Annotated in this window: 15 protein-coding genes; 7 read left to right on the forward strand and 8 right to left on the reverse strand. The window is 72.1% G+C overall.

Annotation, left to right across the window (positions count from 1 at the left end; translation table 11 throughout):
- Window positions 1-9 precede the first annotated feature (9 nt).
- The 4 genes from CFK38_RS12395 to CFK38_RS12410 all read right to left on the reverse strand — a co-directional run bounded on the left by CFK38_RS12395 (window position 10) and on the right by CFK38_RS12410 (window position 4,479).
- The gene (locus CFK38_RS12395; protein WP_096803352.1) at window positions 10-1,410 is read right to left on the reverse strand and encodes an RNA polymerase sigma factor; all 1,401 of its coding nucleotides are present in this window, start codon (window positions 1,408-1,410) and stop codon (window positions 10-12) included.
- A 156-nt stretch (window positions 1,411-1,566) separates the two neighbouring features.
- Entirely contained in the window at window positions 1,567-1,983 is a 417-nt protein-coding gene (locus CFK38_RS12400) for a universal stress protein (RefSeq protein ID WP_096803353.1), read from the reverse strand.
- 78 nt (window positions 1,984-2,061) lie between these two features.
- A complete protein-coding gene (gene metX / locus CFK38_RS12405) occupies window positions 2,062-3,267 on the reverse strand; it encodes a homoserine O-acetyltransferase MetX (protein WP_096803354.1) in 1,206 nt (401 codons plus the stop codon).
- A gap of 51 nt (window positions 3,268-3,318) precedes the next feature.
- Window positions 3,319-4,479, reverse strand: coding sequence for a hypothetical protein (locus CFK38_RS12410; RefSeq protein WP_096803355.1), 1,161 nt, complete (start codon window positions 4,477-4,479; stop codon window positions 3,319-3,321).
- Window positions 4,480-4,630: 151 nt separating this feature from the next.
- Here CFK38_RS12410 and CFK38_RS12415 point away from each other — a divergent pair, with 151 nt between their 5' ends.
- Window positions 4,631-5,764: a polyprenyl synthetase family protein gene (locus CFK38_RS12415; RefSeq protein ID WP_096803356.1), complete on the forward strand. Its 1,134-nt coding sequence runs from the start codon at window positions 4,631-4,633 to the stop codon at window positions 5,762-5,764.
- 51 nt (window positions 5,765-5,815) lie between these two features.
- Here the strand turns inward: CFK38_RS12415 and CFK38_RS12420 are convergent, their stop codons facing one another.
- Window positions 5,816-6,169 (reverse strand): Rv2175c family DNA-binding protein, encoded by a 354-nt coding sequence (locus CFK38_RS12420; RefSeq protein ID WP_096803357.1) that lies wholly within the window; start codon window positions 6,167-6,169, stop codon window positions 5,816-5,818.
- Window positions 6,170-6,304: 135 nt separating this feature from the next.
- On the opposite strand from CFK38_RS12420, the gene pknB reads away from it, so the two are divergent.
- Window positions 6,305-8,362: a Stk1 family PASTA domain-containing Ser/Thr kinase gene (gene pknB / locus CFK38_RS12425; RefSeq protein ID WP_096803358.1), complete on the forward strand. Its 2,058-nt coding sequence runs from the start codon at window positions 6,305-6,307 to the stop codon at window positions 8,360-8,362.
- Between the two features lie 9 nt (window positions 8,363-8,371).
- On the opposite strand, the gene CFK38_RS12430 is transcribed toward pknB, so the two are convergent.
- Both CFK38_RS12430 and CFK38_RS12435 read right to left on the reverse strand, forming a co-directional pair.
- Window positions 8,372-9,766 carry a class II 3-deoxy-7-phosphoheptulonate synthase gene (locus CFK38_RS12430; RefSeq protein WP_096803359.1) on the reverse strand — a complete coding sequence of 465 codons (1,395 nt, stop codon included), beginning with the start codon at window positions 9,764-9,766 and terminating at the stop codon, window positions 8,372-8,374.
- A 58-nt stretch (window positions 9,767-9,824) separates the two neighbouring features.
- Complete coding sequence (locus CFK38_RS12435; RefSeq protein ID WP_096803360.1) at window positions 9,825-10,559, reverse strand: lysophospholipid acyltransferase family protein; 735 nt, start codon at window positions 10,557-10,559, stop codon at window positions 9,825-9,827.
- A 77-nt stretch (window positions 10,560-10,636) separates the two neighbouring features.
- Between CFK38_RS12435 and CFK38_RS12440 the strand changes: the two genes are divergently transcribed.
- Together CFK38_RS12440 and CFK38_RS12445 are read left to right on the forward strand one after the other, a co-directional pair.
- On the forward strand, window positions 10,637-11,407 hold the full coding sequence (locus tag CFK38_RS12440) for an alpha/beta hydrolase (protein WP_096803361.1): 771 nt from the start codon (window positions 10,637-10,639) through the stop codon (window positions 11,405-11,407).
- On the forward strand, window positions 11,407-11,949 hold the full coding sequence (locus CFK38_RS12445) for a hypothetical protein (RefSeq protein ID WP_096803362.1): 543 nt from the start codon (window positions 11,407-11,409) through the stop codon (window positions 11,947-11,949). The genes CFK38_RS12440 and CFK38_RS12445 overlap by 1 nt, the downstream gene beginning before the upstream one ends.
- A gap of 18 nt (window positions 11,950-11,967) precedes the next feature.
- On the opposite strand, the gene CFK38_RS12450 is transcribed toward CFK38_RS12445, so the two are convergent.
- Entirely contained in the window at window positions 11,968-12,903 is a 936-nt protein-coding gene (locus CFK38_RS12450) for an ROK family glucokinase (RefSeq protein WP_096803363.1), read from the reverse strand.
- A gap of 184 nt (window positions 12,904-13,087) precedes the next feature.
- Here CFK38_RS12450 and CFK38_RS12455 point away from each other — a divergent pair, with 184 nt between their 5' ends.
- The 3 genes from CFK38_RS12455 to CFK38_RS12465 all read left to right on the forward strand — a co-directional run bounded on the left by CFK38_RS12455 (window position 13,088) and on the right by CFK38_RS12465 (window position 16,965).
- Window positions 13,088-14,896 carry an AMP-dependent synthetase/ligase gene (locus tag CFK38_RS12455; RefSeq protein WP_096803364.1) on the forward strand — a complete coding sequence of 603 codons (1,809 nt, stop codon included), beginning with the start codon at window positions 13,088-13,090 and terminating at the stop codon, window positions 14,894-14,896.
- Between the two features lie 78 nt (window positions 14,897-14,974).
- The gene (locus CFK38_RS12460) at window positions 14,975-16,633 is read left to right on the forward strand and encodes a DEDD exonuclease domain-containing protein (protein WP_096803365.1); all 1,659 of its coding nucleotides are present in this window, start codon (window positions 14,975-14,977) and stop codon (window positions 16,631-16,633) included.
- Window positions 16,634-16,683: 50 nt separating this feature from the next.
- Window positions 16,684-16,965 (forward strand): Lrp/AsnC family transcriptional regulator, encoded by a 282-nt coding sequence (locus tag CFK38_RS12465; RefSeq protein WP_096803366.1) that lies wholly within the window; start codon window positions 16,684-16,686, stop codon window positions 16,963-16,965.
- The last annotated feature ends 40 nt before the right edge of the window (window positions 16,966-17,005 follow it).

Raw genomic sequence — 17,005 nt, forward strand, 5'->3', positions numbered from 1 at the left:
GGAGCCCGCTCAGTCGAGGTAGTCCCGCAGGACCTGCGAGCGCGAGGGGTGGCGCAGCTTCGACATGGTCTTGGACTCGATCTGGCGGATCCGTTCACGGGTCACCCCGTAGACCTTGCCGATCTCGTCCAGCGTCTTGGGCTGGCCGTCCTCGAGCCCGAAACGCATGGAGACCACCCCGGCCTCGCGCTCGGAGAGGGTGTCCAGCACCGAGTGGAGCTGCTCCTGCAGCAGTGTGAAGCTGACCGCGTCGGCCGGGACCACGGCCTCGGAGTCCTCGATGAGGTCACCGAACTCGCTGTCGCCGTCCTCGCCCAGGGGGGTATGCAGGGAGATCGGCTCCCGGCCGTACTTCTGGACCTCGACGACCTTCTCGGGCGTCATGTCCAGCTCCTTGGCGAGCTCCTCCGGGGTCGGCTCGCGGCCGAGGTCCTGGAGCATCTGCCGCTGCACGCGGGCGAGCTTGTTGATGACCTCGACCATGTGCACGGGGATGCGGATGGTGCGGGCCTGGTCCGCCATCGCACGGGTGATGGCCTGACGGATCCACCAGGTGGCGTAGGTGGAGAACTTGTAGCCCTTGGCGTAGTCGAACTTCTCGACGGCGCGGATCAGACCGAGGTTGCCCTCCTGGATCAGGTCCAGGAACAGCATCCCGCGGCCGGTGTACCGCTTGGCCAGGGACACCACCAGGCGGAGGTTGGCCTCGAGCAGATGGTCCTTGGCGGCGCGGCCGTCGTCGACGATCATCGTCAGCTCGCGACCGTGCTTGGTCAGGCGGCCGTTCTTGTCCTTGAGCGACTCGTCGCCCTTGAGCTTCTGCTCGGCGAGGAGCCCGGCCTCGATCCGCTCGGCGAGCTCGACCTCCTGCGCGGCGTTCAGCAGCGCGACCTTGCCGATCTGCTTGAGGTAGTCCTTGACCGGGTCGGCCGTGGCGCCGGCGGTGACGACCTGCTGGGCCGGGGCGTCATCCACCGCGGCGTTGTAGACGAAGCCTCCGGAGGCCTCGACCTTGGCATCGCTCGAGGACTGGGTCTTCTTGGCGTCGCTGTCCTCGGTCTCGTCCTCGGCGTCGTTCTCGGCCTCGGGCTCGACGGCCTTGACCGCGGCCTTCTTCGCGGCCGTCTTGCGGGGGCCCGTCGTCGATGCCGGAGCCTTCTTGGCCGCGGCCTTCTTGGCAGGAGCCTTCTTGGCGGCGGCCTTCGTCGCAGGCGCCTTCTCGGCGCTGGTCGTCGCCTCCGGGGAGGAGTCGGCGGCGTCGGTCACGACGGCCTCGGCCTCGGTGTTCTTCGCTGCCTTCGGGGCCGAGGCGCGGGTCGAGCTCTTCGCCGTGGGCGAGGTCTCAGCAGTACTGGAGGAGGTCACAGAGTTCCTTCTTCCGGCGGCGGCCCGGTGCGGGCGGTCCGCCACACTCGGGCGATCAGTCTTCTCGGCGCGGCTCGCGGTCTGCGCTGTGCGCTGCGGATCCGGTAGGGACCGGTCTCACGGCGCACGAACGCACGGTGTCGTCAAGCCTGTCGAGTATAACGCCCGTCGCGCGGGTTTATTCCCACGCGTCCGCGCGCTTCAGAAGTGAGTGTTCGCGGTGGTCAGAGGATCGTCCTTGACAGCCAGCACGGGACACGGCGCCCCGAGCACGACCCGGCGCGCGGACGCTCCGAGGTTCAGCTTGCCGATGGGGGGTTTGCGCCGCAGCCCGATCACGACCAGGCTCGCCTCGACCTCGTCGACGACGGCGAGCAGGAACTCCCCGATGTCGCGCTCCGCACTGGTGCGGACGGTGACGTCTCCGCAGTCGCCCCCGACCCGTTCCAGCTCCGCCCGGACCTCGTCCTCGGTCGCGGCGGCGACCCCGCGCTCCGGGTCGTGGTACTGGTGCGAGGCGACGGCGATCCCCTCGGCGTTGCGTGCCGCGTAGCGCATCGCGGCGCGCAGCGCGGCCCGTCCCTGGCCCGACGGGGAGTACCCCACGACGATGGTCATGCGACGTCTCCTCACTGCACGAGCGGTTCCCGGTGACCTGGGCGCCGGCGGCGGCGCTCAGTGACCTGCGAGCTCAGCTTAGACGGCGAGGAGCTCGCTGATCCACTTCTCCAGTCCCGGATGGGTGAGCAGGAACGCGTCGTGCCCGATGGGTGAGGACGCCACGTGCCATGCGGACCGGGGGATGTGGAGCGCCGCCTCCTGCACCAGCGCGGGCGGGAACAGGCGATCGGAGTCGATGGCGACCACGAGGGTGCGGGCCGTGACCCGCTGCAGCGCGATGGCCGCGCCGCCGCGGCCGCGCCCCACGTCGTGCGTGCTCATCGTCTCGGCCAGGGTGAGATAGGAGTTCGCGTCGAACCGGCGGGCGAGCTTGCCCGCATGATGATCGAGATAGCTGGTCACCTGGTGCCTGCCGCGGCCGTCGAAGGGGTCCTCCTGCCCCTGGGGGCGGTTGCCGAAGCGGTCCTCGAGCTCCTCGGCGGTGCGGTAGGTGGTGTGCGCGATGCGGCGGGCGATGCCGAGCCCGGTGCGGGGGCCGTCGCCGGTGCCGGTGTCGTAGTAGTCGCCGCCACGGAACTCCGGGTCGAGCCGGATGGAGGCGATCTGAGCGTTGTTCCAGGCGATCTGGTCCGCCGTCGCCCGGGCCGAGGAGGCGATCACGGCCAGTCGCTCCACCTCCTCCGGGTAGGAGACGCCCCATTCGAGGGCGCGCATCCCGCCCATGGAGCCGCCGATCACCAGGGCCCAGCGCTCGATGCCGAGCTGCTCGCGCAGCCGACGCTCGGCGGCCACCTGGTCCCGAGTGGTCAGGACCGGGAACCGCGAGCCGAAGGCGCGGCCGTCCGGAGCCGGAGAGCTCGGGCCGGTGCTGCCCTGACAGCCGCCGAGGACGTTCGGGGCGATGACGTGGAAGCGGTCGGTGTCGATCGGCCGGCCGGGACCGACCATCTCCTCCCACCAGCCGGCGCTCGGATGCGATCGCCCGGCCGGTCCGCGCAGGTGGGAGTCCCCGGTCAGCGCGTGCAGCACCAGCACGGCATTGCCACGGTCCTCGTCCAGCCTCCCCCAGCTCTCGTAGGCGAGGGTGACGTCCGGGAGCACGGCGCCGCTCTCGAGCGCGAGCGCACCGATCCCGGCGAAGCGGCGCTCCCCGATCCCGTGCCGCGGATGCCATGCCCCGCCCGTGCTGCCGGTCGACGGCGCCGGCGATCCCGGGCCCGACGCTCCGTCCTGGACGGAGACGGCCGCATCGAGGTCGCGGTGCTCTCCGAGAATCGTCATCGGTGCTGCTCCTTCAGAGCCCTCCCGGCCTCCGCGGACCGCGTCCTCGGGTCAGGCGCTGGGCCACCAGGCGGGGAAGATCGGGGTGTCGGTCATCCGTGACAGCAAGGGTGCCAGAGTCGAGTCCGGTTCCTGCTCCCGGAGCTCGTCGACGAGACCGCCCGCGGTGGCGAAGCGGTGGTTCCACCACGCCAGCAGCACCAGCAGCGCCGTCAGCGCCCGCCATGCGGACCGTGCCGTGCTGCGCTGGGCCGGGCTCCCCTCTAAGGTCGCCGCTGTGGCGATCGAACGCATCCGCTCCAGTCCCACATACCATTCACCACCAGCACAGACATCAGGATGCGGGGCCCGGTCCCGATCGGCGACGAGAGCCTGGAGAAGGGTCTCCCGGTCGATCTCGCGCGCGCCGCCGTGCTCGACGCACTGCGCCAGGAGCTCCCAGTGCAGGCGGTCCACGGCGACTGCGGACAGCAGCGCGGCCACCTGTTCACACTTCGTCATCCGGTCCTGGCCCGAGAGCCTCCCGGGCCCCGCCAGGAGCGGGACGAGCGCCGCTCGCGCGGTCGCGAACAGGATGCCGGGATCCGCGGCGGAGGCGATGTCGACGGCCGGCAGCTCCAGACCTCGACCGATCTCGTGCAGCCGTGCCGCGTCCGCCTCGCCCCGCGGGATCGGGTGCCCGCGCAGCACGGCGGTCGCCGCAGTGCGGGTATCGGCGAACTCCCGCAGCGGCCCGGACTCCGTCAGGCGCACCTCCGCACCCCCGGAGCGGGAGGGCACGCGGTGCAGCGTCCAGCAGGTCGAGCCCGCTGCGCCGTGGACGCTCCTGATGGTGCGGGCCTCGTCTCCGAGCGCCTGCGCGGCCTCGTGCACGAGCGTCCCGGCCCGTCGCAGGATGTCCTCGACGACGGGGGCGAGCAGTGCCTGGTGGCCGTCGCCGAGCACGATCAGGGCACGCACGGCCCCGGAGCCCCGCTCCCGCATCAGTGCCAGGTGGCGCTGCAGGTGGGCGCCCCCGCGGGGGCCCAGCAGATCGTGGAGCGGGGAGCGGGTGATCAGCGCGGAGGAGCCCCTCCCCTCGCCGCCGGCGAGGAGCAGGCAGTCGGTGGGCGGTTCCCCCAGGCAGAGACGGGCCTCGGCGAGCAGTTCGGCGGGATCCTCCACCCCGAGGCGGGGGCGGCCATGGTCAGCGGGCGTGGTGTCGGTCGTCATGCAGGAGACCCTGTCCGACTCCCTGCCGCTGCGGGGAGGCGCGCCGGCGAATGGGGACGGACCCGGTGTGGGGAGGAACCATCGGCCCCGGTGCGCTGCCGCTCGGAGGGACGTGGGAGGATCGTGGGGCCCGCCCGGAAAGGACCCCTCGATGACCTCCGCTGACTCCCCTGACGTCGACGCCGTGCCGCATGACCTCGATGAGCGGCTGGTCGCCCGGGTCGCAGAGATCACCCGCGACGAGCTCGCGGAGCGCCGCCGCGAGCTGTCGGCGATCTCCCCCGAGACCGCGGAGCTGCCCGCCCGGTTGCTCGACTACCTCGACGGCGGCAAGCTGCTGCGCCCCCGCTTCTGCTTCTGGGGAGGGGTCGCGGCTCTCGGCCAGGAGCCCACGGAGGCCCAGATCGACGCCCTGGCCCGCTACGGTGCAGCGATCGAGCTGGTCCAGGCGGCGGCGCTGATGCACGACGACGTCATCGACCACTCCCCCGTCCGCCGCGGCCGGCCGGCGCTCCACGTCCAGGCGGGTCGGTGCCACCGCGACGCCGGGCTCGCCGGCTCCGCGGACGACTACGGGATCGCGGTCGCGATCGTGCTCGGTGACCTGGCGCTGAGCTGGGCGGAGCAGATCGCCGCCGGCATCGCCGGCGAGCCCGACGCCGTCGCCGCGGCCCGCCGCGAGTTCGACGCCCTGCGCACCGAGGTGATGTCGGGCCAGTTCCTGGACATCCTGCAGCAGGCGGGGGGCTTCTCCTCCGCCGTCGACGCGGAACAGGCCGCACTCTCCGTGATCCGGTGGAAGACGGTCCCGTACACCGTGCTGCGGCCGGTGCGCATCGGCGCCGCGCTGATGGGTGCCTCCGAGGACGCGCTGGAGACGCTCTCGGGCTGGGCCATCGAGGTCGGCACCGCCTTCCAGCTGCGCGATGACCTGCTGAGCGTGGTCGGCGACCAGCGCGAGACCGGCAAGCCGATCGGCGGCGACATCGTCGAGGGCAAGCGCACGGTGCTGCTGGCGCGCACCGAGGCGGCGACAGGGGTGGAGGGCCGGGCCCTGCTGACCGAGGTCGTCGGCCGCGCCGGGAGCTCCGCGGAGCAGATCGCGGCGGTGCACGACCTGATGGTCTCCACCGGGGCGGTGGAGTCGGTGGTGCGAGAGGTCCGACAGCGGGCGGAGCACGGCCGCGACCTGCTCGCGAACGCGTCGATGCTGGGAGGGACCGGCCGCACCGGCCTCGGAGCGCTCGCCGCGACGGCCACCGATGTGGAGTCCTTCACCGCCTGATCCGGCAGGCGCCCACCACCGCGGCGGGACGGCGCCGGGACGGCGGCGAGGTCAGAGCGCGAGGGCGAGCGCGCGTCGGCGCACCTCGCCGCGCTGACCGCTGCGGAGCTGGTCGATGGGGCGACCCGGCAGGCTCTCGTCCTCGGTGAACAGCCAGGCCAGCAGCTCCTCGTCGGAGAAACCCCCGTCGCGGAGGATCGTGATGGTGCCGGCCAGGTGCGGGATGAGCCCGTCCTCGGTGACCATCAGGGCGGGCACCCTGCGCACCACGGGGCTCCCGCGGCGCAGCGCGATCAGCTGCCCCTCCTCGATCAGGCGTCGGACGCGTGAGACCTCCACGTCCAGCCGTTCGGCGACGTCGGGCAGAGGGAGCCATTCGGGGATGAGGTCATCGAGATCGTCCACGGCACCACAATGCCACGTCCGTGCCCCCGAGCGCACCCCGGAACCGGCCCGTCGTGGGCTCCGCCTCGGATTCGCACCGGCGCCTGCCGTGTGTCGGTGCCGCATACCGGGCATCGGCCCACCTAGATTGGCCCCGTGAGCGCGGCGACGTCGACCTCCCCCGGCATCAGCCAGCTCCTCGACGACCGCTACCGGGTCGAGGAGCTGATCGCGCGCGGCGGAATGGCGACCGTCCATCGCGGCCATGACGAACGGCTCGACCGCGTGGTGGCCCTGAAGATCATGCACCCCCATCTGGCGATGGACGAGGACTTCCGACGTCGTTTCGGGCGGGAGGCCCGCTCCGCCGCTCGCCTGGCCCATCGCAATGTGGTCGGCGTGTTCGACCAGGGCGAGGACGAGGACCGCATCTACCTCGCGATGGAGCTGATCGAGGGTGAGACGCTGCGGGCCCGCATCGTCGCCCAGGAGCGGCTCACGCTCCGCGACAGCCTCGATGTCACCACCCAGGTGCTGCAGGCCCTGGTGGCCGCGCATGAGGCCGGCATCGTCCATCGCGACATCAAACCCGAGAACATCCTCATCGACCAGGACGACCTGGTGAAGGTCGCGGACTTCGGCCTGGCCCGCGCCACCGGATCGAGCAACTCCTCGGCCAGCGCGGCGCTGCTGGGAACGGTCGCCTACATCAGCCCCGAGCTGGTCACCCGCGGCCATGCCGATGAGCGCAGCGATCTGTACTCCCTCGGGATCGTGCTGTTCGAGATGCTCACCGGGCGCCAGCCCTTCCTGGGCGAGCAGCCGGTCCATATCGCGTTCCAGCACGTCCATGAGGACATCCCGGCGCCCTCCTCCCTCGTCTCCGGCATCCCTCGCGAACTCGACTCCCTGGTCACCTGGTCCGCGGCGCGGCAGGTCGAGCAGCGTCCGGCGACCGCGGCGGATCTGCTGCGAGCGGTGCAGGAGCTCGCCGCGACCCTCCCGGCCGCGGTGCTCGACTCCCGGCCGCTGACGCGGGAGTCGAGCAGCACCGCCGACGTCCCGCAGCTGACGACCTCGCTTCAGGAGGTCGCCTCTGCGCTCGACCACGGCCCGCGCACGTTCCCCGCCGACCTGCTCGCTCCGGGCGAGGACGCCGAGCAGCCTCCCACCGCTGCCGAGGACCCGCAGGCGGCGGACGGCACGGAGCAGGCTTCCGCCGAGCAGGAGGACACCGAGGACGAGAGCGATCAGCGGATCGTGGTGCTGCGCGCCCCGCGCACACCCCGGGGGCGCCATCTCCCGCCCGGGACCCGCCGACGCTCCCGGCCGATGGCGATGCTCGCGACGCTGAGCCTGCTGCTCGCGCTCGCGTTCGGGGCATGGGCCGGAGGTGACTGGTACCTGAACACCGGGCCCGGTGCCGACAGGACCGTCCCCCTGGTCATCGGCACGCCGCTCGCTGATGCCGAGGCCGCCCTCACCGCCGCCGATCTGTCGGTCAGCACCGAGGAGCAGTTCGACGACACCGTCCCCGCGGGCCATGTCATCTCCGCCTCCCCCTCCACCGGCAGCGCCGTCAAGAAGGGTGCCGACGTCCAGGTGGTGGTCTCCAAGGGCGAGCAGACCTTCCCCGTCCCCCAGCTGGTCGGGCTCGACCTCGACACCGCCCGCACCGAGGTGGGAGCGCTCGGCCTGGACCTCGTGGAGGATGCCCCGGAATACTCCGAGACCGTGCCGGAGGGCGAGGTCATCTCCCAGACCGCCTCGGCCGACGCGCTGCCCGCCGGTGGCGAGGTGCACGTGGTGCTCTCCCAGGGACGCCAGCCGCTCTCGGTGCCCGATCAGCGCGGACGCGGCGGTGAGGCCGCCCGCACCGCTCTCGAGGACGCCGGATTCGAGGTCACCAGTGGGCAGGCGCACTCCGGCAGCGTGCCGCGCGGCGCGGTCATCTCCCAGTCCCCCGCCTCCGGAACGCTGTTCCGCGGCGAGAGCGTGCACATCGTCACCTCGCTCGGTCCGGAGATGGTGACGGTGCCCGACGTGTTCCGCACCCCCGAGGCCGAGGCGAAGGCCGCGCTCGAGCAGGCAGGCTTCGCGGTCGAGGTCGTGCACGACAAGGGGGAGCCGGTGTTCGGGCTGGTCTACGAGCAGTCGGCGGCCGCGGGGGCGGAGCTCGAGAAGGGCTCGACCATCACCCTCAAGGTCTTCTGACCGCTCGGCTCAGCGACGCGAGAGCATCTCGGCGACCAGGAAGGCCAGTTCCAGGGACTGCTGGTGGTTCAGCCGCGGATCCACGAGGGTCTCGTAGCGGCGGGTGAGCCCCTCCTCGTCGATCTCGCCGCTGCCGCCGAGCACCTCGGTGACGTCATCGCCGGTGAGCTCCATATGCAGACCGGCGGGGACGGTCCCCAGCGCCTGGTGCACCTCGAAGAAACCGACCACCTCGTCGAGGATGTCCTCGAAGCGACGCGTCTTGTACCCGTTGGAGGAGGTGATGGTGTTGCCGTGCATCGGATCGGTCACCCAGGCCACCTGCGCGCCGGAGTCCCGCACGCCCTCGACCAGCGCCGGGAGTCGATCGCGGATCGTGCCGGCACCCATGCGGGTGATGAAGGTCAGGCGGCCCGGCTCGCGCTCCGGATCGAGCCGGTCGATCAGGCGCAGAGCGTCGTCGACCGTGGCCGTCGGCCCGAGCTTGACCCCGATCGGGTTCCGCAGGCGGGCCATGAAGTCCACGTGCGCGCCGTCGAGCTGCCGGGTGCGCTCCCCGACCCACAGGAAGTGGCCGGAGCAGCCGTAGATCTCGCCCGTGCGGGAGTCGATGCGGGACAGCGCCTCCTCGTAGTCCAGCAGCAGAGCCTCGTGGGAGGCATAGAACTCCACGACCTTCAGGGCATCGAAGTCCGCGCCGATGGCGTCCATGAAGCGCACGGCCTTGTCGATCTGGCCGGCCAGCTCCTCGTAGCGGTCGTACCCGGCGCCGGAGGTGAATCCGCGGTTCCAGGAGTGGACCTCGCGCAGATCGGCGAAGCCGCCGCCGGTGAACGCGCGCAGGAGGTTCAGGGTCGTGGCGCTGGTGGTGTAGGTCTTCCACAGTCGGGCGGGGTCCGGGATCCGCGACTCGGGCGTGAAGTCGAACTCGTTGACCGCATCTCCGCGGTAGGTGGGCAGGGTCTGCCCGTCACGGGTCTCCTCATCGGCCGAACGGGGCTTGGCGAACTGTCCCGCCATGCGGCCCATCTTCACCACCGGCAGCGAGGCCCCGTAGGTGAGGACGGCCGACATCTGCAGGATCGTGCGGATCTTGTTCCGGATCCGATCGGCGGTGGAGTCCGCGAAGGTCTCCGCACAGTCGCCCCCGGCGAGCAGGAAGGCCTCGCCCCGGGCGGCGGCGGCGATGCGGTCACGCAGCACGTCGACCTCGCCGGCGAACACCAGGGGCGGGGCGGCGCGCAGGTCGCCGAAGACCTTCTCGCGCGCCGCCTCGTCGGGCCACACCGGCTGCTGCACCCGCGGATACTCGCGCCAGGCGCCGAGGGCCGCCAGGCCGTCGTCGGCCGAGGACAGGGTGAAGGCGTGGGCGCGAGCGGGAGCATCAGAGCTGAAGGGAGTCACCCGCCCAGGGTAGCCAGTCGCCGCCCGGTACGGAGGTGCGGTCCCACGGGACGGTCGCTCACACCGCGGAGTCGGGCTCCGCCGAGCCCGGCGACCGGCCCTCCGCGGCGCGCAGCCGCTGCTTCATGACGCTCGCGTACTCCTCCACCCGCTCCTGGCCGGACAGGGCGTGGATGCTGTCCATCACCGCGTCGGTGACCGCCCGCAGGATCCTCGCCTCCTCGGCGCCCGCGCACTCCGCCAGGACCGACTGCACATCCACCGGTGGTCCGACGAGGGCGTGGATGCGCGGCCGACGCCGCGGGAACCAGCGCCGTCCGCGCTGTGCCTCGTGCGCGCCGAGCATCGCGACCGGCACGACCGGTGCCCCGGAGGCGAGGGCGAAGCGCGCCACGCCCGTCTTCCCGCGATGCAGCCGGCCATCGGGGCTGCGCGTCCCCTCGGGATAGATTCCCAGCACCTCGCCGCGCTCGAGCACGGCGAGCCCGGCCTCGATCGCGGAGCGGGAGGCGTTGCCGCCGCTGCGGTCCACGGGCATCACCCGGATGCCGCGCATCACCGCGGCGACCAGGCGGTGCACCGGCGAGCGCCCCTCGAAGATGTCCGACTTCCCCAGGAAGTTCACACTGCGCCGCACCTGCCCGGGCAGGAAGACCGTGTCCGAGTACGCCTGATGGTTGGACGCCAGGATCACCGGTCCCCGGTCGGGAATGTGCGCGGACCCGCTGATCGTGGGGTTCCACACCACCCTCACCACCGCCATGACGACGGGCTTGGCGATCTCGTACAGCACGTGGGGACTCCTCGGTCGGAGCTCTGTCGAGCGGGGATCCGGATGAAGCATGACGGTGCGGGTGCGACGATGGGCACATGGCGTTCAGTGAACTCTCCCGCCCCTGGCGCGCGCCCGGACACCCTAACCCGCGCGGCGGGCTGCTCCTGTGCCACGGGTTCACCGGTTCGCCGCAATCGATGCGGCCCTGGGCCGAGGACCATGCCGCTCGCGGATGGGCGGTCGACCTGCCGCTCCTGCCCGGGCACGCCACCACGGAGCGGGAGCTCGCCGCGACCTCCTGGCGGGACTGGTACCGGGGCGTGCGCGAGGCAGCGCTCACCCTGTCCCAGGAGCGGGGCCCGATCGCGGTGGGCGGTCTGTCGATGGGCGGCGCGCTCGCCCTCGCGCTCGCCGAGGACCCGCAGCTGCGCGGCCGCCTCGCCGCCGTGGTCGCCGTGAATCCGGGGATGACCCTGCCTGCGGCGGCGAACGTGGCGGAGCTGATCGCACCGGTGGTGCGCACCCTGCCGGGGATCGGCTCGGACGTCGCGCGGAGCGGAGTCCATGAAGAGGCCTACCGGCGCCTTCCGGTGCCGGCGGTCGCGCAGCTGCGCCGGCTGTTCCGGCGCACGCGCCGGGAGCTCGGCGCGGTGGAGGTGCCGGTGCTGCTGGCCACCTCGCGCGTCGACCACACCGTCCCGCCCACGGACAGCGACATCGTCGCCGCCGGGGTGCGCGGCCCCGTGGAGCGGCTGTCCCTGACCCGCAGCTTCCATCTGGCGACGCTGGACCATGACGCCGAGCTGCTGTTCGAGGCCTCCGCACGCTTCCTCGACCAGCACGTCCCGGCACCGGGAGGTCGCTGATGAACACGGATCACGGGCAGTCCCCCGGGCCTCGGGACGTCGATGCCGAGTTCGCCCGGATGCTCAAGGATGAGGGGCTGCAGCTGCGTCCCGGGCAGGCGCCGCGGGAACCCGCGGCACCGGAGCATCCCGCCCCGCCGGGCGACGGGGAACCCGGCGGCACCGCCGACTCCCCGCCGGAGCCGCCCAGCGCGGAGTCCGTGGCCCGGTCCCGGGCGGCACACCCCTCCGCAGGGGGTCTCGGTCCGCCCGCCGGACCGCGCGATGCCGATGCGCCCCGGGAGCTCGACGACGACGAGGTCATCTACGGGGACTTCAAGGAGCCGGACCCCGACCTGCCCACGCCCTCGGACGCGGCGATGTGGTCGTGGACCGCACTGCTCGGAGGATTCGTGCTGATGCTCATCGTCGCCGTGACCCCGTCCCTGCCGGGCGCGCTCGGCTGGCTCGGCGGCCTCGCCACGCTCGCAGGGCTGATCTCCCTCCTGCTGCGCGCACCCCGGGAGCGCGACGGCGATCGCGACGACGGCGCCGAGCTCTGAGGGCGTCGCGCCCGGGGGTCAGCGGGCGAGATCCGCGGCGCCGACGATCCCGGCCCGGTTGCCCATGCCCGCCACGACGAACGGTGCCAGCGGCCGGTGCGAGCGCGCCGTGAGATTCTTGGCGTAGGCCGCACGGGCCGGCTCGAGCAGCAGGTCCCCGGCGGCGGCGACCCCGCCGCCGACGACGAACACGTCCGGGTCCAGCAGGGACGCGATCGATGCCAGGCCCGTCCCCAGCCAGGTGCCGATCTCCGCGATCAGCTCCTGCGATCCGGGATCTCCCTGCTGGGCGAGCCGGGTGATCAGCGGGCCGTCGATCTCCCGCTTGTCCCCGCCTGCTGCCTGCAGCAGCGGGCTCATCAGCGCATCGCCCGCCCCGGCCCGCCGCTTCGCGGTGCGCACCAGGGCGGTGCCGGCGGTGTACTGCTCGAGGCAGCCGCGCCGGCCGCAGCCGCACCATTGGCCGTCCGGGACCGCGGTCACATGTGCGATCTCCCCCGCGAACCCGGCACTGCCGCGCACCAGCTGACCGTCCAGGACGATGGCCCCTCCCAGCCCGGTGCCCACGGTCACCATGAGCATGTGGGCGGCCTCGGTCGCGGCCCCGAAGCGGTATTCGGCCCAGCCGGCCGCGTTCGCGTCGTTCTCGACCACGACCGGGAGGCCGGTGAGGCGCTCCAGCTCCTCGGCCAGCGGATGCTGGCGCCAGGCGAGGTTCGCCGCGAAGTTCACGGTGCGTCGGTCGGCACCCACGAAACCGGCGGCGCCCACCCCGACCCCGACGACGGCGTGGTCCTTCTGCAGTTCGGCGACCGCGTCCGCCACGGCGGCCTCGATCAGGGCGGCGTCGGTCGCGGGCGTGCTGCGGGTGGTCGCGGTGATGATCTCCCCCGATTCGTCCACCACCCCGGCCGCGATCTTGGTCCCGCCGATGTCCACTCCGATGGAGAGCATGCCGCTCCTGTCAGTTCCGTCCTCACACTGCCGAGGACTGCTGTCGCGAGGGCATCCGCCCCTCTGCCTGTCATGCGCCATCGTATGCGTCACCTGCCGTAAGCTTGTGGTGACCCCACCAGCGCTTCCGGGCAGCCGCCGGCCGTGCCCGCCTCGCGCCCCTGGCCGGATCGAAGGAGATTCGATGAAGCAGTTCACCTCGCCGCCGCAGCACGAGAGCCGCCCTGACGAGAACACGACCGACCTCCTGCTCGGCAGGCTCCGCACCAACCCGTCGGTCCCCATCTTCGAGCTCGCCCAGGACGACGGGACCTACCGACCCGTGAGCACCGCTGACTTCATCGAGGAGGTCAAGCAGATCGCGAAGGGGCTGATCGCCACGGGAATCGAGTCCGGTGATGTGGTCGCGATCCTCTCCCGCACCCGCTACGAGTGGGCGCTCATGGACTGGGCGGTGTGGTGGGCAGGCGGGATCAGCGTCCCGGTCTACGAGACCTCCTCCCCCAGCCAGATCCAGTGGATCGTCTCCGACTCCGCGGCGAAGTACGTGCTCGTCGAGTCGACCCGGCACCAGGAGGACGTGGAGTCCGTCCGCGGCGAGCTCCCCGAGCTCGCGCACATCGGCGTGCTGGACGACGGCGTCCTCGCAGCCCTGGCGACGCGCGGCGCCGAGGTGAGCGACGAGGACCTCGAGGCGCGACGCACCAGCCGGCGGCTGGACGACATCGCCACGATCATCTTCACCTCCGGGACCACCGGCCGGCCCAAGGGCGCGGAGCTCACCCACTCGAACTTCGTGGACACCACCCGCAGCGCACTGAACCTGCTGGGTGAGCAGGTGCTCCCCCCGGGCAGCCGCCTGCTGATGTTCCTGCCGCTGGCTCACGTGTTCGCCCGCCTGATCTCCGTGCTCGCCGCCTCCTGGCCGATCACCACCGCGTTCACCTCCGATACCAAGAACCTGCTGCAGGATCTCTCCGCGTTCGAACCGACGTTCCTGCTCGCAGTGCCGCGAGTCTTCGAGAAGGTGTACAACAGCGCCGAGGCCAAGGCCATCGCCGGGGGCAAGGGCAAGATCTTCGCCGCCGCCTCCGACACCGCGACCGCCTACTCGATCGCGCTCTCCGCGGGCACGGTCCCGTTCCTGCTCAGGGCGAAGCACGCCCTGTTCGACAAGCTGGTCTACGGCAAGCTCCGGGACGCGATGGGCGGCCAGGTCCAGTGGGCGGTCTCCGGCGGTGCACCTCTCGGCGCACGCCTGGCCCACTTCTTCCGCGGCATCGGCGTGACGATCCTCGAGGGCTACGGGCTCACCGAGACCACGGCGCCGATCTGCGTGAACCTTCCCTGGGACGTACGACCCGGCACGGTCGGGCCGCCGCTGCCGGGCAGCACCGTCGCGATCGACGACAGCGGCGAGATCCTGGTCAAGGGCGTGATGGTCTTCGCCGGCTATCACAACAACCCCGAGGCCACCGCCGAATCGCTCCAGGACGGCTGGTTCCGCACCGGGGATCTGGGGGCGCTCGACGAGGACGGCAACCTCACCATCACGGGCCGCTCCAAGGAGGTCATCGTCACCGCCGCCGGGAAGAACGTCTCCCCGGCCCAGCTCGAGGACCAGCTCCGCTTCCACCCGCTGGTCAGCCAGTGCGTGGTGATCGGCGACCAGAAGCCCTTCGTCGCGGCGATCCTCACCCTGGACGCGGAGATGCTGAGCACCTGGCTGGCGAACAACGGGCTGCCCGAGATGACGGTCGCCGAGGCCGCGAAGGACGAGCAGGTGCGTGCGGAGCTGCAGACGGTGGTGGACCGGGCGAACCAGACCGTCTCCCGGGCGGAGTCCATCCGTGCCTTCGAGGTCATCGATTCGGACTTCACCGAGGAGAACGGCTACCTCACCCCCTCGCTGAAGCTGAAGCGCAACGTCGTGGTCAAGGACCTCGCGCCGATCATCGAGACCATCTACTCGCGCGAGAAGCCGACGCGCTGACCGCACGGGGATCGCGACCCCGACGGCGGGGCGGCCTCGCGCCGCTGCGCTGTCGGGGTCGCGTCGTACGCTTCGCCCATGTCCGCGCGCCGCCAGCTGAGCTTCGATGATCTCGGCACCCCGTTGGCGGAGGCGACCCTGGTGGTCGTCGACCTGGAGACCACCGGCACGGATCCGGCGGCCGACGCGATCACCGAGATCGGCGCGGTGAAGATCCGCGGCGGCGAGGTGCTCGGGGAGTTCCGCACCTTCGTCGACCCCGAACGGCCGATCCCCGCCTATATCGCCTCGCTCACCGGGATCACCGACGCCTCCGTGGCGGGGGCGCCCTCCATCCGCACGGTGCTGCCGATGTTCCTGGACTTCGTCGGGGAGGCGGCGCTGGTGGCGCACAACGCGCGCTTCGACATCGGCTTCCTCAGCGCCCAGGCGGCCGCCTGCGAGATCAGCTGGCCCCGGCCCCGCGTGCTGGACACTCTCGCGCTCGCCCGCACCGTGTTCCGTCGCGACGAGGTCCGCGACCACAAGCTCTCCACCCTGGCCCGGCACGTCGGGGCGAGCATCACGCCGGACCACCGGGCGCTCTCCGACGCACGGGCCACCGTCGACGTGCTGCATGCGATCATCGAGCGGCTCGGTGCCGCCGGCGCCTCCACCCTCGAGGACCTGGGCACCGCTCACCGGAGGGCGACGCCGACGCAGCTGCGCAAGAAGCACCTCGCCGCGGGCGTCCCGCCGGTGCCCGGGGTCTACCAGTTCCTCGACGCCCAGGGGGCGGTGCTCTATGTCGGCACCTCCCGCAACCTGCGGTCGCGGGTGCGCACCTATTTCACCGCTGCGGAGACCCGGCGCACGGTGCTGGACATCCTCCCGCGGGTCGAGTCGATCCGGGTCATCGAGTGCGCCACCCCGACCGAGGCGGGGATCCGGGAGCTGCGGATCATCGGCCGTGAGAAGCCGGCGGCGAACCGCCGCGGCCTGAACCCGCAGAAGGCGCACTGGCTGCGCCTGGGCCCCGGCGGGCAGGGCCTGCGGGCCGCCCGTCTGGCGAAGGCCGAGACGGACGGTTCCGCCCAGCTCGGGCCGTTGACCTCCCGGCACGAGGTCGAGCCGCTGCGCGCCCTGCTGACCGACGCGATCCTCGGACGGGGCGCCGCCTTCGAGACCTCCTCTCATCGGGAGGTCACGGCCGACGGACACCGCGCCCGGCTGCGACGGGCGATCCTCGAGGATCCCACCGAGGTGCTCGACCATGTCGCGACCCGGCTGCGCTCCCACGTGGAGGCGGGCCGCTACGAGGATGCCGAGAAGCTGCGCCGGCTCGCCCACACCTATCTCACTGCGGCGCGGCGCGCCTGCCGTCTCCGCGCCCTGGCGGAGGTGCCGCTGCTGATCGCCGCGCGCCCCAGCACGGAGGCGGTGATCGGCGGGCGCGGCTGGGAGCTGCTCGCCGTCCGTCACGGCCGCTTCTCCGGCACCACCTTGGTGGCCGCCGGCAAGGACCCGCTCCCCTTCGCACGCTCCCTGGAGATGACCGGGGCCGGGGAGGCGGACCTGGCCGCACCGCTGTGCCAGGGCTACCACCAGGAGGCGGAGATCCTGCTGTCGTGGCTCGAGGGCGAGGGGGTGCGCACGGTGCTGGTCGACGGCAGCTGGCAGGTCCCGGCCCGGGCCCGGTTCGACCAGGACCATCTCGCCCGGCGCTTCGCCCGGACCGGCAGCGCCGCGGAGGCTTAGGCTCGGGGGGAACGCCCCGCCGTGCCCGGCGCCCCGTCGAAGGAGATTCCATGATCACCGCCATCGTCTCGATCGTCGTCGAGCCCAGCCGCATCCCTGAGGTCGCCCAGGAGATCGTCGACATCGAGGGGATCGAGCAGGTGTATTCGGTCACCGGGGACGTCGACCTGATCGCGGTCGCTCGGGTGCGGGCGCACGAGGATCTGGCCGGCGTGATCGCCGGAGCACTCAGCCGGGTCGACGGCGTGCTGGACACCACCACGAACATCGCCTTCAAGACGTACTCGAAGCAGGACCTCGACGCCGCTTTCGATCTCGGCATCGACGGCTGATCCTGCGGGCGGGAGCCACCCTGCCCGATGAGCAGAGCCT

It is taken from the genome of Brachybacterium vulturis (assembly GCF_002407185.1).
Lineage (GTDB): Bacteria > Actinomycetota > Actinomycetes > Actinomycetales > Dermabacteraceae > Brachybacterium > Brachybacterium vulturis.

What these genes read in the sequence shown, in the direction of transcription:
- CFK38_RS12410 (WP_096803355.1), bottom strand. Translation starts at nt 4,479, where the DNA reads ATGACGACCGACACCACGCCCGCTGACCATGGCCGCCCCCGCCTCGGG.
- CFK38_RS12445 (WP_096803362.1), top strand. Translation starts at nt 11,407, where the DNA reads ATGAACACGGATCACGGGCAGTCCCCCGGGCCTCGGGACGTCGATGCC.
- CFK38_RS12400 (WP_096803353.1), bottom strand. Translation starts at nt 1,983, where the DNA reads ATGACCATCGTCGTGGGGTACTCCCCGTCGGGCCAGGGACGGGCCGCG.
- CFK38_RS12465 (WP_096803366.1), top strand. Translation starts at nt 16,684, where the DNA reads ATGATCACCGCCATCGTCTCGATCGTCGTCGAGCCCAGCCGCATCCCT.
- metX (WP_096803354.1), bottom strand. Translation starts at nt 3,267, where the DNA reads ATGACGATTCTCGGAGAGCACCGCGACCTCGATGCGGCCGTCTCCGTC.
- CFK38_RS12450 (WP_096803363.1), bottom strand. Translation starts at nt 12,903, where the DNA reads ATGCTCTCCATCGGAGTGGACATCGGCGGGACCAAGATCGCGGCCGGG.
- CFK38_RS12440 (WP_096803361.1), top strand. Translation starts at nt 10,637, where the DNA reads ATGGCGTTCAGTGAACTCTCCCGCCCCTGGCGCGCGCCCGGACACCCT.
- CFK38_RS12460 (WP_096803365.1), top strand. Translation starts at nt 14,975, where the DNA reads ATGTCCGCGCGCCGCCAGCTGAGCTTCGATGATCTCGGCACCCCGTTG.
- CFK38_RS12415 (WP_096803356.1), top strand. Translation starts at nt 4,631, where the DNA reads ATGACCTCCGCTGACTCCCCTGACGTCGACGCCGTGCCGCATGACCTC.
- CFK38_RS12455 (WP_096803364.1), top strand. Translation starts at nt 13,088, where the DNA reads ATGAAGCAGTTCACCTCGCCGCCGCAGCACGAGAGCCGCCCTGACGAG.